Origin of the sequence: Amycolatopsis sp. NPDC024027, from assembly GCF_040638975.1 — a bacterium.
Classification (GTDB): Bacteria; Actinomycetota; Actinomycetes; order Mycobacteriales; family Pseudonocardiaceae; genus Amycolatopsis.
Window position 1 is genome coordinate 232,662 of record NZ_JBEZYY010000002.1, and the last position, 13,742, is coordinate 246,403.

14 protein-coding genes are annotated in these 13,742 nt (G+C 70.2%); 4 read left to right on the forward strand and 10 right to left on the reverse strand.

Annotated elements, in window-relative coordinates:
• Positions 1-80 precede the first annotated feature (80 nt).
• On the reverse strand, positions 81-1,472 hold the full coding sequence (locus AB0F52_RS05970) for an FAD-linked oxidase C-terminal domain-containing protein (protein ID WP_360165019.1): 1,392 nt from the start codon (positions 1,470-1,472) through the stop codon (positions 81-83).
• A 73-nt stretch (positions 1,473-1,545) separates the two neighbouring features.
• Positions 1,546-1,971 (reverse strand): PPOX class F420-dependent oxidoreductase, encoded by a 426-nt coding sequence (locus tag AB0F52_RS05975; RefSeq protein ID WP_360165021.1) that lies wholly within the window; start codon positions 1,969-1,971, stop codon positions 1,546-1,548.
• Between the two features lie 186 nt (positions 1,972-2,157).
• Here AB0F52_RS05975 and AB0F52_RS05980 point away from each other — a divergent pair, with 186 nt between their 5' ends.
• From AB0F52_RS05980 to AB0F52_RS05995, 4 genes are all read left to right on the forward strand, one after another.
• Positions 2,158-2,688, forward strand: a complete 531-nt coding sequence (locus AB0F52_RS05980) for a MarR family transcriptional regulator (RefSeq protein WP_360165022.1) — start codon at positions 2,158-2,160, stop codon at positions 2,686-2,688.
• Positions 2,685-5,279, forward strand: a complete 2,595-nt coding sequence (locus AB0F52_RS05985) for an MFS transporter (protein ID WP_360165024.1) — start codon at positions 2,685-2,687, stop codon at positions 5,277-5,279. The genes AB0F52_RS05980 and AB0F52_RS05985 overlap by 4 nt, the downstream gene beginning before the upstream one ends.
• Positions 5,276-6,097: a YceI family protein gene (locus tag AB0F52_RS05990; RefSeq protein WP_360165026.1), complete on the forward strand. Its 822-nt coding sequence runs from the start codon at positions 5,276-5,278 to the stop codon at positions 6,095-6,097. Before AB0F52_RS05985 ends, AB0F52_RS05990 begins: the two co-directional genes overlap by 4 nt.
• Positions 6,098-6,229: 132 nt before the next feature.
• Positions 6,230-6,904, forward strand: a complete 675-nt coding sequence (locus AB0F52_RS05995) for a DedA family protein (RefSeq protein WP_360165028.1) — start codon at positions 6,230-6,232, stop codon at positions 6,902-6,904.
• A gap of 106 nt (positions 6,905-7,010) precedes the next feature.
• Here the strand turns inward: AB0F52_RS05995 and AB0F52_RS06000 are convergent, their stop codons facing one another.
• The 8 genes from AB0F52_RS06000 to AB0F52_RS06035 form a co-directional block, all read right to left on the reverse strand.
• Positions 7,011-7,424: a VOC family protein gene (locus AB0F52_RS06000; protein WP_013230839.1), complete on the reverse strand. Its 414-nt coding sequence runs from the start codon at positions 7,422-7,424 to the stop codon at positions 7,011-7,013.
• Positions 7,425-7,606: 182 nt separating this feature from the next.
• Positions 7,607-8,608: a 2OG-Fe(II) oxygenase family protein gene (locus AB0F52_RS06005; RefSeq protein WP_360165031.1), complete on the reverse strand. Its 1,002-nt coding sequence runs from the start codon at positions 8,606-8,608 to the stop codon at positions 7,607-7,609.
• 72 nt (positions 8,609-8,680) lie between these two features.
• Positions 8,681-9,421 carry an SDR family oxidoreductase gene (locus AB0F52_RS06010; RefSeq protein WP_360165033.1) on the reverse strand — a complete coding sequence of 247 codons (741 nt, stop codon included), beginning with the start codon at positions 9,419-9,421 and terminating at the stop codon, positions 8,681-8,683.
• Positions 9,418-10,053 (reverse strand): nucleoside/nucleotide kinase family protein, encoded by a 636-nt coding sequence (locus tag AB0F52_RS06015; RefSeq protein WP_013230842.1) that lies wholly within the window; start codon positions 10,051-10,053, stop codon positions 9,418-9,420. The genes AB0F52_RS06010 and AB0F52_RS06015 overlap by 4 nt, the downstream gene beginning before the upstream one ends.
• Positions 10,050-10,877, reverse strand: coding sequence for a PfkB family carbohydrate kinase (locus AB0F52_RS06020; protein WP_360166569.1), 828 nt, complete (start codon positions 10,875-10,877; stop codon positions 10,050-10,052). The genes AB0F52_RS06015 and AB0F52_RS06020 overlap by 4 nt, the downstream gene beginning before the upstream one ends.
• Positions 10,878-10,879: 2 nt before the next feature.
• Positions 10,880-11,689 carry an ATP-binding cassette domain-containing protein gene (locus tag AB0F52_RS06025; RefSeq protein WP_285987298.1) on the reverse strand — a complete coding sequence of 270 codons (810 nt, stop codon included), beginning with the start codon at positions 11,687-11,689 and terminating at the stop codon, positions 10,880-10,882.
• Positions 11,686-12,681, reverse strand: coding sequence for an ABC transporter permease (locus AB0F52_RS06030; protein ID WP_360165035.1), 996 nt, complete (start codon positions 12,679-12,681; stop codon positions 11,686-11,688). The genes AB0F52_RS06025 and AB0F52_RS06030 overlap by 4 nt, the downstream gene beginning before the upstream one ends.
• Positions 12,678-13,694 (reverse strand): substrate-binding domain-containing protein, encoded by a 1,017-nt coding sequence (locus tag AB0F52_RS06035; RefSeq protein WP_360165037.1) that lies wholly within the window; start codon positions 13,692-13,694, stop codon positions 12,678-12,680. The genes AB0F52_RS06030 and AB0F52_RS06035 overlap by 4 nt, the downstream gene beginning before the upstream one ends.
• Positions 13,695-13,742 lie beyond the last annotated feature (48 nt).

Here is a 13,742-nt window from a genome sequence, read left to right on the forward strand (position 1 = left end):
CAGGGTGGACGCAATTCAAAATTTGGGGACGTCGGAGGTCCCGAATGAGTCATTCGCGACCTTCGCGCGAGCCCGAACCGTCAGGTCATCGAGAACATCGAGCCCGGGTTGAACAGGTTCTCCGGGTCCAGCGCCCGCTTGATCTGCTGGTGCACCCGCAGCCCCACCGGCCCGATTTCCCGGGCCAGCCACTCGCGCTTGATCTTCCCCACCCCGTGCTCGCCGGTCACCGTGCCGCCCAGGGACAGCCCCACCTCGAGGATCTCGTCGAACGCGCGCTGGGCCCGCTCGAACTCGTCCGGGTCGTCCGGCTGGTAGACGATCGTCGGGTGCATGTTGCCGTCGCCGGCGTGGCCGACCACCGCGATGCGCAGGCCCACCTCGGAACTGATCTTCTCGCACCCGCGGATCAGCTCCGCGATCCGCGTCCGCGGCACACACACGTCGTCGGTCAGCCACAGCCCGTACGTCTCCAGGGCCGTGAGCACCACCCGGCGGGCGTGCAGGAGCATCCGGCCCTCCTCCAGGTCCTCCGTGGTGTACGCCAGGTCCGCGCCGCAGCCCAGGCAGATCTGCTCCAGTGCCGCCAGCTCGCGGCGGGCCACCTCGCCGCCCGCGTCCGACTGGCCGATCAACAGCGCCTGGCAGTCCGACCCCGCGCCCAGGTCGGTCTTCAGGTACGCCTCCGACGCCTTGATCGAGGACGCGTCCATGATCTCCAGCAACGACGGCACGAGACCTTCGCGCACCACCCGGGCGACGGCCTCCCCCGCCGCTTCGGTGGTGCTGAAGCCCGCGACCAGCGTCGCCGGAGCCTGGGGCAGGGGCTTGAGCTGGACCGTGGCCTGGGTGATCACCCCGAGCGTGCCCTCGCTGCCCACGAACAGCCGCGCGAGGTCGTAGCCGGCGACGCCCTTCACCGTGCGGCGGCCGGTCTTCAGCAGCGATCCGTCGGCCAGGACGACCTCCAGGCCGAGCACCGAGTCCGTCGTCACGCCGTACTTCACGCAGCAGAGGCCGCCGGCGTTGGTGGACAGGTTGCCGCCGATCGTGCACCAGTCGTAGCTGGACGGGTCCGGCGGGTAGAACAGCCCGTGCTTCTCCACGGCGTTGCGGAAGTCCAGGTTGACCACGCCCGGCTGCACGACCGCGAGCCGGTTGCCCGCGTCGATCTCGACGATCTCGTTCAGCTTGGTCAGCGACAGCGTGACGCAGCCGTCGATCGCGTTCGCGGCGCCCGACAGGCCGCTGCCCGCGCCGCGCGGCACGATCGGCACCTTGGCCTCGGCGCACGCCTTCACGACGGCCTGCACCTCCGCCGCGTTCGCGGGCAGGACGACGGCCAGCGGCGTGCCGGAGGGCGCCAGCGGCATCATGTCGCGCGCATATGAAGCCGTGACGTCGGAGTCGGTGAGCACGGCGCCCTTGCCGAGCAGGTCCCGGAGCCGGGTGACCAAAGCTTCGTTGCTCATGGCCTCATCGTAAGCCCGGACAGTCCGCAGTGCGGAAATTTTCTTTCGAAACCAGCCGAAACGGAGCAGCGAGTCAGCGGACCACGCCCAGCAGCTTCTCGACGTGGACGGTCAGTAGCACCCGCTGGTCGGTGACCATGGCGGCGCGGTACTCGGCCCAGTCCGGGTGCTCGCCCGCCGCGCGCCGGTAGTAGTCGACCAGCGCTTCCACCGTGTCGTCATCGGGGGCGGCGGCCGGTGCCGTGAGCGCAGCGCGCCCCTCGGCGACGACGTAGCTCCAGCCGTCCTCACTGCCCACGTGGAACGTCACCCGCGGGTCCCGGCGCATGTTCTTCGTCTTCGCCCGGGTCTCGGTGATCGACGCGATCAACGTCGCCGATCCCGGGTCGTGGAGGTAGGTGATGGTGGACAGCTGCGGCCGGCCGTCGCGGCGGATGGTGGCGAGGACGCCGTGGTGGTGGGCGGCGAGAAAGTCCTTCAACGCTGTGTCGTCGGTCATACCCTTCTCAACCCGCGGCGGGCGGCGTTGTTCCGGCGGCAACCCCGGAGAAATCTGCTTGCATACGACAACTAAAGTGTGTTCTGCCACATCACGAGGTACTCCGCTTGCATAACCGCTAGTGAAGGCACATCCTTGCCTGAGGCAACTAGTTGCAGCCGCCAACCAACGCCGTGAAGGATGACCATGGCACCGAACAACTCCGCCACCCGGCCCACGGCCGAGCTGGACCTCGCCGACCAGCTCGGGCACGAGCTCGTCCGCCTGGTCCGGCTGATCAACAAGGCGAAGTCGCAGGTCTCCAAGCAGGGCCCGGACGGCATCGAGCGGGCGGCGTACGCGATCCTCTTCACCCTCATCCACGAGGGCCCGCAGCGCACCAGCAAGCTGGCCGAGTCGCTCCACTCCGAGATCTCCACGATCAGCAGGCAGTCGAGCTCGCTCGTGCAGCACGGGCTGGTCGAGCGCCAGGCCGACCCGGAAGACGGGCGTGCCTGCCTGCTCGCGCCGACGACCGAGGGCATGCGGGTGTTCGAAGAGAACCGCAAGAACCGCAACCAATGGCTGGCCGAGGTGCTCGGGGACTGGACCGACGGGGACATCCAGACCCTGAACCGCCTGTTCGGCCGGCTCAATACAGGTATCGAGAACCACTCTCCACAGCTGGCCGACGCGCACGCGTCCGCCGGTGCACCGGCCAAGGGGGCCAACGCATGAGCACCACCGTCGAACAACCAGTCGTGGCGAAGGAACCACCACGGCTGAGCCACCGCCAGATCGTCACGATCCTGAGCGGCCTGATGTGCGGCATGTTCCTCGCCGCGCTCGACCAGACGATCGTCGGCACGTCGATCGTCAAGATCGCCAACGACCTGCACGGCTTCGACCTTCAGGCCTGGGCGACCACGGCGTACCTGATCACCTCGACGATCGTCACGCCGATCTACGGCAAGCTGTCCGACATCTACGGCCGCAAGCCGTTCTACCTGGCCGCGATCACGATCTTCGTCGTCGGTTCGCTGGCCTCGGCCTTCGCGCAGTCGATGTACCAGCTGGCCGCGTTCCGCGCGGTGCAGGGCCTCGGCGCCGGCGGTCTGATGTCGCTGGCCATGACCATCCTCGGCGACATCGTGCCGCCACGGGAACGGGCCAAGTACCAGGGCTACATCCTCGCGGTGTTCGGCCTGTCCACCGTGCTGGGCCCGGTGCTGGGCGGCTTCTTCGCCGGCATCGAGCACGCCGGCAGCATCTTCGGCTACGACATCCACGGCTGGCGCTGGGTCTTCCTGATCAACGTCCCGATCGGCATCCTCGCGCTGTTCGTCGTCGCCCGCGTGCTGAACGTGCCGCACATCCCGCAGAAGCACAAGATCGACTGGTGGGGCGCCCTCGCTCTGGTCGTCGCGGTCGTGCCGTTCCTGATCGTCGCCGAGCAGGGCCAGAAGTGGGGCTGGGGCGACGGCAAGTCGATCCTTTGCTACGTCGTCGGCGGCGTCGGCGTGATCGCGTTCATCGCGGTCGAACGGTGGATGCAGGACGCCGCGCTGATCCCGCTGCGGCTGTTCAAGAACTCGACGTTCACCGTGGCGATCATCGGCGGTGTCATCGTCGGTGTCGCGATGTTCGGCGCGATCACGATGATCCCGCAGTTCATGCAGGTCGTGCAGGGCTACACGCCGACCGAATCCGGGCTGCTGATGCTGCCGCTGATGGCGGGCATCATGACCAGCTCGATCGTCTCCGGGCGGATCACCGGCAAGACCGGTCGCTACAAGGTCTTCCCGATCGTGGGCACCCTCATGATCGCCGCCGGCGCGTTCTTCTTCGCGCAGGTCGAATACGACTCGCCGGTGTGGCACCCGCTGGTCGCGGCCGCCATCATCGGCCTCGGCCTCGGTCAGTGCATGCAGACGCTGATCATCGCGGTGCAGAACGCGGGCCCGCGCAGTGACATGGGCGTCTCGACCGCGTCGGCGACGTTCTTCCGCCAGATCGGTGGTACCGCCGGTGTCGCGATCTTCCTGACGGTCCTGTTCAACACGCTGATGCCGAACATCACGAAGGCGTTCGGCGGGCAGCTGCCGGCCGGCGCCGGCGCGAGCGTCGGCAACCTGTCCGAGAACACCAGCGTGATCCAGACCCTGCCGGAGGCGATCAAAACGCCGATCCTGATCGGCTTCACCGACTCGATCACCACGGTGTTCTACATCGCCGGTGCGGTGGCCCTGCTGGCCACGGTGGTCCTCCTGTTCATGAAGGAGATCCCGCTGACCAACGCGGCCCCGGCCGCGGCGGCCATGGAGGGCGGCGAGGCGCTGCTCGAGGAGGACGACTTCGCGGACGCGCCGACCGAGATCGTCGAGCCGGTGCGCCCGGTCGACCGTGAACCCGCTCTCGTGGGCGGTGGCAAGCACGCGCTGAGCACCAACGGGCACGGTGACTACCAGGCCGTTTCCGGCGCGCTGCCGATGCCGATCACGAACTCCGTCGCGGACTCCGAGGTCGACATCCCCGTCGGCGCGGGTGGCCTGCCGGTGACCGGCCACGTCCGGCGGCAGGACGGCAGCCACGTCTCCGGCGCGGCGCTGACCCTGATCGACCAGCGCGGCCGCCAGGTCGCGCGGGCCACCGGGGCTCCCGACGGCAGCTACTCGGTGCCCAGCCAGGGCCCGGGCGCGTACGTGCTCATCGTGTCGGCGCACGGCCACCAGCCGCAGGCCTCCAGCGTCGTGATCAGCAACGGGCCGGCGACGGTCGACGTCACGCTCACCGGGTCCGGCGAGCTGACCGGCACCGTGCGGGCAGCCTCGACCGGCCAGCCGCTGCCGAACGTGACGGTGACGCTGACCGACGGCCGCGGCGAGGTGAACGGCGCGTTCATCACGACCGCGGACGGCACCTACGCCTTCGTCGGGGTCGGCGCCGGGGCCTACACCCTGGTCGCCAGCGGCGCGGGCTACCGGCCCTTCGCCGTGACGCTGACCGTGCCCGACAGCGGCGTCCTGCGCCACGACGTCGAGCTCGCCAGCTCGGTGCTGCTCGCCGGCACCGCGCGGACCGAGGGCGACCGGGTGGTCCCGGACGCGCGGATCACCGTGCTCGACGCCGAAGGCAACGTGGCGGCGGTCGCGCGGACCGACGGCGAAGGCCGGTACGTGGTCAGCGACCTGCCCGCGGGCGCGTACACCGTGGTCGCGAGCGGCTACCCGCCGGCCACCAGCCAGGTGGAGCTGACCGGCGGCGAAGCGGACCACGACGTCCGGCTGAGCTACGACCAGGCCCTCGACGAGCTGGTCGACCGCTCATGACCGGCTTGCGCGCGACCTTCCGCACGGCCGAGGGCTGGGCGGTGGAGCACGCGGTGCTCACCGTCACCGACCCGGCCGGGCGGCAGGTCGCCCGGCAGGCGGCCGACGTCCGCGGCGACGTCGTCACCGACGCGCTGGCGCCGGGTGTGTACACGGCCGTCGTCACGGCGGCCGGGTACACGCCGGTCGCGCGGACGGCCCAGATCGCCTCGGACGGCAGCGGCTCGCTCGGCGACGTCGTGCTGGCCCCGGTCGCCGAGGCGATCGAGCTGCCGCCCGCCGGGCCGTGGGTGATCGACCCGATGCACACGTCGGTGGTCGCGACCGCGCGGCACCTGGGCATCGCGAGCATCAAGGCGCGGTTCCCGGACGTCTCCGGCCGGATCGAGATCGGCCGCCCGGCCGAGCGGTCGTCGGTGCACGCCGAGATCAAGGCGGCGAGCATCGACACCGGCATCCGGATGCGGGACGACCACCTGCGCTCGCCGGACTTCCTCGACGTCGACGTGCACCCGGTGATCACCTTCACCAGCACGGGTCTGCGCCAGCGCGGTGCGGACTCGTGGACGCTGCTGGGCGAGCTGACGCTGCACGGCGAGCGCCGCGAGCTCGAGCTCGAGCTGACCTACGGCGGCTGGGGCCCGGACCCCTGGGGCGGCGTGCGCGTCGCGTTCCACGCCGAGACGACGCTGCACCGGAACGACTTCGCGATCAACTACAGCGCGATGGTCCGCGCCGGCGTCGCGGCGGTCGGCACGACGGTGAAGATCGAGCTGGACGTCGAAGCGGTGCAGGGCGAAACCTTGCCGCAGTTCTGAAGTCACGCTCCTCCGGAGGCCCTCTCACCGCTGGTGAGGGGGCCTTCACCGTTGGTGAGAGCGGAATCTTCGGGCAAGTTCGATTTGCCCGTTCGCCGTGGCCCGTTCACCCGGGCCACGTAGGCTCGCGGTGTGAACGTCGTGAGCATCGAGGCCGCGGGCGTCGGCGTGAGCTGGCTGGACACCGCCGGACCGCTGCTCGTCTGGGTGATCGTGCTGAGCTTCGTGCTGGTCGAGTGCGCGCTGATCGTCGGGCTGTTCCTGCCCGGCGACTCGCTCCTGTTCGGGGCGGGCGTCGTGCTCGCGCAGCACGGTTCGGACGCCAACGCGTGGTTCCTGTCGGGAGCCGCGCTGATCGTCGCCGTCCTGGGCAACCAGATCGGCTACTACATCGGCCGCAAGAGCGGGACGAAGCTGATCGCCCGCCGCGACGGCAAGGTGCTGAACCGCCACAACCTCGAGCGCGCGCAACGGTTCCTGGACCGCCGGGGTTTCTTCGCGATCGTGGCGGCCCGCTGGATCCCGTGGATCCGCACGCTGGCCCCGCTGATCGCGGGCGCCGCCCGGATGGACAAGCGCCGGTTCCTGGTGGCGACGACGTTGGGCGGGCTGCTCTGGGTGCCGACGCTGGTGCTGCTCGGCTACTACGGCGCCGGCCTGCTCGACGCGCTGCCGTGGCTGAAGACGGCGGCGCTGTGGGTCAGCATCGCGTTCTTCGTGTTCGGCACCGGGTACGGCGTGCTGCGCTACCGCCAGGAGATGCGCCGCCCGGTGGACACACCGGACGACAGCAACGCCCGCGCCTGAGCAGTCTTGCGGGGGTCCGGGTGGCGGAGCCCCCGGCCCGGGGCGAAGCCCCGGATATCACAGTCTTGCGGGGGTCCGGGTGGCGAAGCCCCGGATGTCACAGTCCTCAGAGCTGCGGGTCGGTCCAGATTTCGAGCTGGATGCCGTCGGGATCGCGGAACACGATCACGCGCGAGCCTTCGAAGGTGCGCGACGGCGCGACCGGCGTGTACGAGACGCCGAACTCCTGCAGCCGGCTCTCCCATTCGGCCAGCTCGGCGGCCGAGTGCACCCGGAAGGCGACGTGGTCCAGGCCGGTCCGGCGTTCGTCGAACCCACGCCGCCCGGTGTCCGCGTGCTGCACCAGGACCACGGAGAACTCGTCCCCGGCGGACCGCAGCACGACCTTGCGCAGCCCCGTGTCCGGTTCTTCGCGCCGGGTGACCTCTTCGAGGTCGAGAACACGCACGTACCACGGCACGCTGCGGTCCACGTCGGTCACGGTGAGCGCCAGGTGGTGCACGGACATGAGTTTGGCCATGGCTTCCGAAGCCGTCCTTTCTGGTGGCGGCTTCCCCAGAGTTGCACAGCGTTCGATCGCCGAAACCGAGGTGACCAAGTTCCCGGTCCGATCGTGATCTCGCCGTCTCCGGCCGTCTCAGCAGGCGGACAGGACCTACCGCCGGTCACACCCGTCTTACGGATGGTGACCGCCGGTGACACTCACTGGCTGAGCAGCCGCATCCGGTCCTCCTCGTGGATGCGCCTGGTCGTCACCCGGTCCGGGTAGCAGCGGGTGAACATGTTCGTGAAGTGCGTGCCGTAGTGGATGCTTTCCTCGCCACCGGCCAGCGGGCGGACGGTGACGCCGAACGCCGGCTCGTGGAAGTACGCCAGCGTGTACCGCTCCCGGTCCGCGAGCCGGACCTTGTGCGGCGTCGACAGAAGCCGGCCGCCGGTGAGGAACTGCATGATGTCGCCGGGGAAGACGGTGAACACCGCCGGCTCGGGTTCGACGAAGTGCCAGGGCGGTTCGTTCTGGTACATCCCGGCGGTGCTCTCTTCCGGAAGCCAGTTGCGGCGACGCGGTTCCCCGGGCACCGGCGGCCGGATGAACAGCCCCCCGACGTCGTCCTGCGCGGCGATCACGAGCAGGCCGTAGTCGGTGTGCGCGCCGATCCCGCGTTCGGTGGTCGCGGACCGGGCCGGGAACCGCAGCACGCGCATGTGGTGCCAGCCGTCCCGGGTGAGCCGCGTCAGCCGGTCGAGCTCCACCTCGAGCCCGAGGGCGACGAGTTTCAGGAGCTTCTCGCCGATCTCGCCGGCTTCCCGGAGGTGGGCCTCCATCGCCGTCCGGTAGCCGTCGTCCGGCCACGGGACCGGTCCGTGGCACGGCCGGCCTTCGATCACGCGGGTATCGGTGAGCGGGATGTCCGGGCACACCGTGAAGATTTCGGAGTAGTCGGCCTCGCCCGCGGTCACTTCTTCGCCGGAGGCAATGTAACCGCTGTAGGTCAGATCGCTGACGAACTTCGCTTTCTCCGGCAGGGATCTCGCGAAGAACCGCCGGCTTTCGGCGAGTGCTTCTCCGGTGATGCGGGCCTGCTCGGCGGTGGCGGCGACCTGGAAGATCCCGTCGTCCTCCCAGGTCCGGACGAGCTGTCTGCCCAGGATCCGATCGGCGGTCGTCCCACTCACCGAATCGGGCAGCTCGAACGTACGCATTGTTGTTCACCTTTCGCGCGGTTTCCGGGAACGCTCACCACACGAAAGCCGGGAAATGCCGGTTCACAAGGATCAGCGGCCGCCGCCGACCTCCAGGACCGCGCCCGTGGTGAACGACGACGCGCTCGAAAGCAGGAACAGGACCGCTTCGGCGATTTCCGCCGGCTGACCGGGCCGGCCCAGCGGAATCTGCGGCGCGTACTTGGCCATCCGGTCCGGCAGGCCCGCGGCCGCGTGCAGGCCGGTGTCGATCATGCCGGGCCGGACCGCGTTCACCCGGATCCCGTCCGCCGCCACTTCCTGCGCGAGCCCGAACGTCAGCGTGTCCACCGCCGCCTTGGACGCCGCGTAGTGCACCCACTCGCCGGCCGAGCCGGTGCGTGCCGCCGTCGAGGAGATGTTGACGATCGCGCCGCCGTCGCCGCCGTGGCGGGTCGACATCCGGCGGACCGCCTCGCGGCAGCACAGGAACACCCCCGTCACGTTGACGTCGAGGGTGCGCCGGACGACGCCGGCCTCGTAGTCCTCGAGCCGGCCCGGGGTGTTGCCGACGATCGCCGCGTTGTTGACCAGGCCGGTCACCGGGCCCAGCTCGGCCGCCGCGGCGAACAGTGCGCGGACGTCGTCCTCGTCGGAGACGTCCGCGCGGAACGGCAGCGCTTGCCGTCCCGCAGCACGCACCTGCTCGGCGACGGCTTCGGCGGGCGCCGGGTCGCCGGAGTAGTTCACGACGACGTCCTCGCCGCGCGCGGCGGCCAGCACGCAGATCGCCGCGCCGATCCCGCGGCTGCCGCCGGTGACGACGAGGGTCAAATCGCGAAGTTCGCCAGCGGCAGGTTCTCCAGCACCAGGTCGGCGCGGTCGCGCGTCTGCGAAATGAGGTCGGCGTTGCGCTGGTCCGAGCCGAGCGCGCGCTGCCGGGCCTCGACCAGCGAACGGCCGTAGCGGCGGTGGCGCGACACGAGCCGTTCGATGCGCTCGGGCTCGTCGGGCGCGAGGAACCAGGCCTCGGTGAGCAGCGGGCGGATCGCGCTCCACGGGTCGTCCGGGAGCAGCAGGTAGTTGCCCTCGGTGATGACGAGCTGGACCTCCGGCGGCACCGCGACGGCCCCGGCGATCGGTTCCTCGATCTCGCGGCGGAACTCCGGCGCATACACCGTTTCGCGGCCTTCGGCCAGGCGGCGGATCAGGTGGTAGTAGCCCGCGGCGTCGAACGTGTCCGGGGCGCCCTTGCGCTCGGTGCGGCCGAGCCGGCGCAGCTCGACCTGCGCGAGGTGGAAGCCGTCCATACCGACCACCGCCGCGCGCGAACCGAGCGCGTTGGCCAGCGCCCAGGCGAGCGTGGTCTTGCCGGACGCGGGCGAGCCGATGATGCCGAGCACGTTGCGCTGCCCGCGCACGGTCAGCCCCTCGGCCCTGGCCAGCAGGTCGTCGAACGCCGTCATGTCCTGTTCCTTCCTGCGATCGCGGTCGTCCACGACCGCGGTCCCACATGCCGCACCCGTTCGGCGGCCACCTCGTTGGCGAAGCGGATCCGGTCCGTCACCGTCCGTTCGCGCGTCACGGCCACGGCGAGCGCGCCGTGCCAGACGTCGCCCGCTCCTAGTGTGTCCCGCGCTTCGACTTCCGCGACAGGCACCTCACCCGAGCCGCCGTCCGCAGTGGACCAGCGCACCGGGCCGGCGCCCGCGGTGGTGATGACGGTGGGGACGCCGCGCTCGTGCAGGCCGGGCCCCGGCACGGTGAAGTGCGCGGAGCACGCGGCCACGTCGACCAGCGGGAGGAGCTCGTCGAGGACGGGTTTCCAGCTGCCGGCGTCGAGCACGACCGGGACGTCCCCGGCCGCCCGGGCGACGGACAGCGCGAGGCCCGGGTGGTGGCCGTCGACGAGCACCACGTCCGCGTCGACCGTGCCGCTCCAGGTCGCTTCGGAGCCGGCCGCGTTGCGCGAGACGACCGTCCGCTCGCCGTCGCGGTCACGGACGGCGACCGCGCTGACCGGCGGCGGCTCGGGGTTTTCGGGGGCCAGGTCGACGACTCGGACGCCGTGGCCTTCGAGGTCGGCGCGGGCGAGCGCCGCCAGCGGGTGCGCACCGAGGACGGTCAGCAGGGTCGCCTCGGCACCGAGCGCGGCGGCCGTCACCGCGGCGTTCGTCGCGGGTCCCCCGGCCGCGACGTCCACCCGCAGTGACTGCACCTTCTCGCCCGGCGCCGGAAGCTCGTCGACCCGCTGGACGACGTCCACGGTGCACAAGCCCGCCAGCAGCACTCTCACTTCAAGCCGGCCACATGCGTCGCCGCGGCGGCCTCTTCCACTTCGCCGTTTTCGTTGAGCCGCAACGCACCCGTGAGCAGGCCGACGACCTGGTTCATCGAGTGCGTCTTCGGCGAGACGACCGCGACGCGCTTGCCGAGGCGGTGCACGTGGATGCGGTCGGCGATGTCGAACACGTGCGGCATGTTGTGGCTGATCAGCACGACCGGCAGCCCGCGGTCGCGGATCCGGCCGATCAGGTCGAGCACCTTGCCGGATTCGGCGACGCCGAGGGCGGCGGTGGGCTCGTCCATGATCACGGCCTTGGTGCCGAACGCGGCCGCGCGGGCCACGGCGACGCCCTGGCGCTGGCCACCGGAGAGCGTCTCGACGGGCTGGCTGATCGACTTGATGTTGATGCCCAGCTCGTCGAGGATCCGCTGCGCCTCGGACCGCATGGTCGCGGTGTCGAGCTTGCGGAACAGCCCGAGCGGTCCCTTGAGCCGCTTTTCCCGGCCCAGGAACATGTTCGACGCGATGTCGAGCGCGGGCGCGACGGCGAGGTCCTGGTACACCGTCTCGATCCCGTAGTGGCGAGCGTCCAAAGGGGACTTGAAGTGGACGGTCTTGCCGTCCACTTTGATCTCGCCCTCGTCGGGGATCACCGCGCCGGACAGGGTTTTGATGAGCGAGGACTTCCCGGCGCCGTTGTCGCCGACCACGGCGAGCACCTCGCCGGGCAGGAGGTCGAAGTCGGCGCCGTCGATGGCGGTCACCCGGCCGTAGCGCTTGACCAGTCCGCGCGCCTGGAGGATGGGTTCACTCATGACTGCTGCTGCCTCCTCGCGATGCGGTCCACCACGACGGCGGCGATGAGCAGGGCGCCGGTGGCGAGGTCCTGGTAGTTGCCGTCGACGTTCATCTGCGTCAGCCCCGACCGCAGCACCGCCACGACCAGCGCGCCCATCAGCGTGCCGAGCACCGAGCCGCGGCCGCCGAACAGGCTCGTCCCGCCGAGGACGACGGCGGTGATCGAGTCGAGGTTGCCGAGCTGGAACTGGTTCGGGTCGGCGTTCGGCGTCCGGCCGAGCGCCTGCCAGGCGGCGATGCCGAAGGTCAGCCCGGCCACGATGTACACCGAAAGCACCGTGCGGTTGACCTTGATGCCGGACAGCCGCGCGGACTCCGGCGCGTTGCCGACCGCGTAGACGTGCTTGCCCCACGCGGTTTTCGTGAGCGCGTACCAGACGCCGAGGTACATCAGCAGCGCCAGCGTCATGCCGTAGGTGATCGGGATGCCGCCGAAGAGGTAGCGCTTGGTGCCGAGCCACTGCAGCACCCCGTCGGTCACCGGCACGGCCTGGCCGCCGGCGATCAGCTTCGACACGGCGGTCAGCATGGTGAACGTGCCGAGCGTGATGATGAACGCCGGCAGCTTGATCCGGGTGGCGAGCCCGCCGATGAAGATGCCGACGATGATCGTCAGCACCACCCCGGCGAGCAGCGCGACGAAGCCGTTCGTGCCGGCCGCGGCGAGCTTCGCCATGATCAGCGTCGCGACGACCATCGAGGCCGCGTTGGACAGGTCGATGCCCGCGATGAGGATGACGAGCGTCTGGCCCAGCGCGAGCGTCCCGACGACGAGCGACTGCTGGACCACCGTGGACAGGTTGTCGAGGTCGAAGAACGTGTCCGTGGCCAGCGAGAAAACCACGATGGCGACGACCAGCGCGAGCGCCGGGCCGACCGCCGGGGCGCGGAGGAGGAAGTCGCCGAGCGATTCACGGTCCTTGGCGTGCGTTGCGGTGGCCGTGGTCATTTCTTGCCTCCCCAGCAGTTCTGCAGGCCCCAGGCCGAGTCGTGGCTCTCGATGCCGGGCAGGGGCTTGTCGGTGATCACGGCGGACCCGGTGTTCACGAACCCGGACGGCTTCTTCCCGGTCCTGGCGTACTCGACGGCGGCGAGCACGCCCTGCTCGGCCATCTTCTTGGGGAACTGCATGACGGTGGCGGCGATCTGGCCGTCCTTGACGTTCTGGACGCCTTCGCAGCCGCCGTCGATCGAGCCCATCACGATCTGCCCGGTGAGCCCACGCGCCTTCAACGCCGCGTACGCGCCGCGGCCCATCGGCTCGTTCATCGAGTAGACGGCGTTGATGTCGGTGCTGCGCTGCAGCAGGTTCTCCATGCCCTGCTGGGCGAGGCTCTGGTCGCCGTTGGCCGCGGTGTGGCCCTTGATCTCCGGCGAGCCGTCGGTCAGCCCGATGCCCTTGAGGAAACCGCCGTGGCGCTGGGTGTCGACCGAGCTGCCCGCGGTCCCGTCGACCATCAGCAGCTTGGCCGGGACGCCCTTGAGCGAGGCCTTGACGTAGGCGCCCTGCTGCTCGCCGGCCGCGAAGTTGTCGGTGGCGAAGGTGGCGTCGACGGCGTCCGGCGGCTCGGTCGCGGTGTCGAGAGCGATCACCAGGACACCGGCGTCGCGGGCGTCCTTGATCGCCTTGAGCACGCCGGTGGACGAGCTGGGCGTGATCAGGATGGTGTTCGCGCCCTGCTGGCGGAGGTTCTCGATGGCGCGGACCTGGCCGTCGTTGTCGCCGTCGAACTGGCCGGCGAGCGCGCTGAAGTCGGCGCCGTTGGCCTGCGCGGCCGCTCTGGCGGAGTTGCGGAGTTCCACGAAGTAGGGGTTGGTGTCGGTCTTGGTGACCAGGCCGACCTTCGCCTTGCCGCTCCCGCCCGTGTTGGTGTTGCCACCCCAGTGGCGCTCGACCGTGCACCCGGTCGTCGCGGCGAGGACGGCGGCCAACGTGAGCGCGGTGAGACTTCGGTGTCTCATGATTCCCAGCCTTTGTTCGTGTCGAGGCTTGCCGATGGTCGGGAAGGT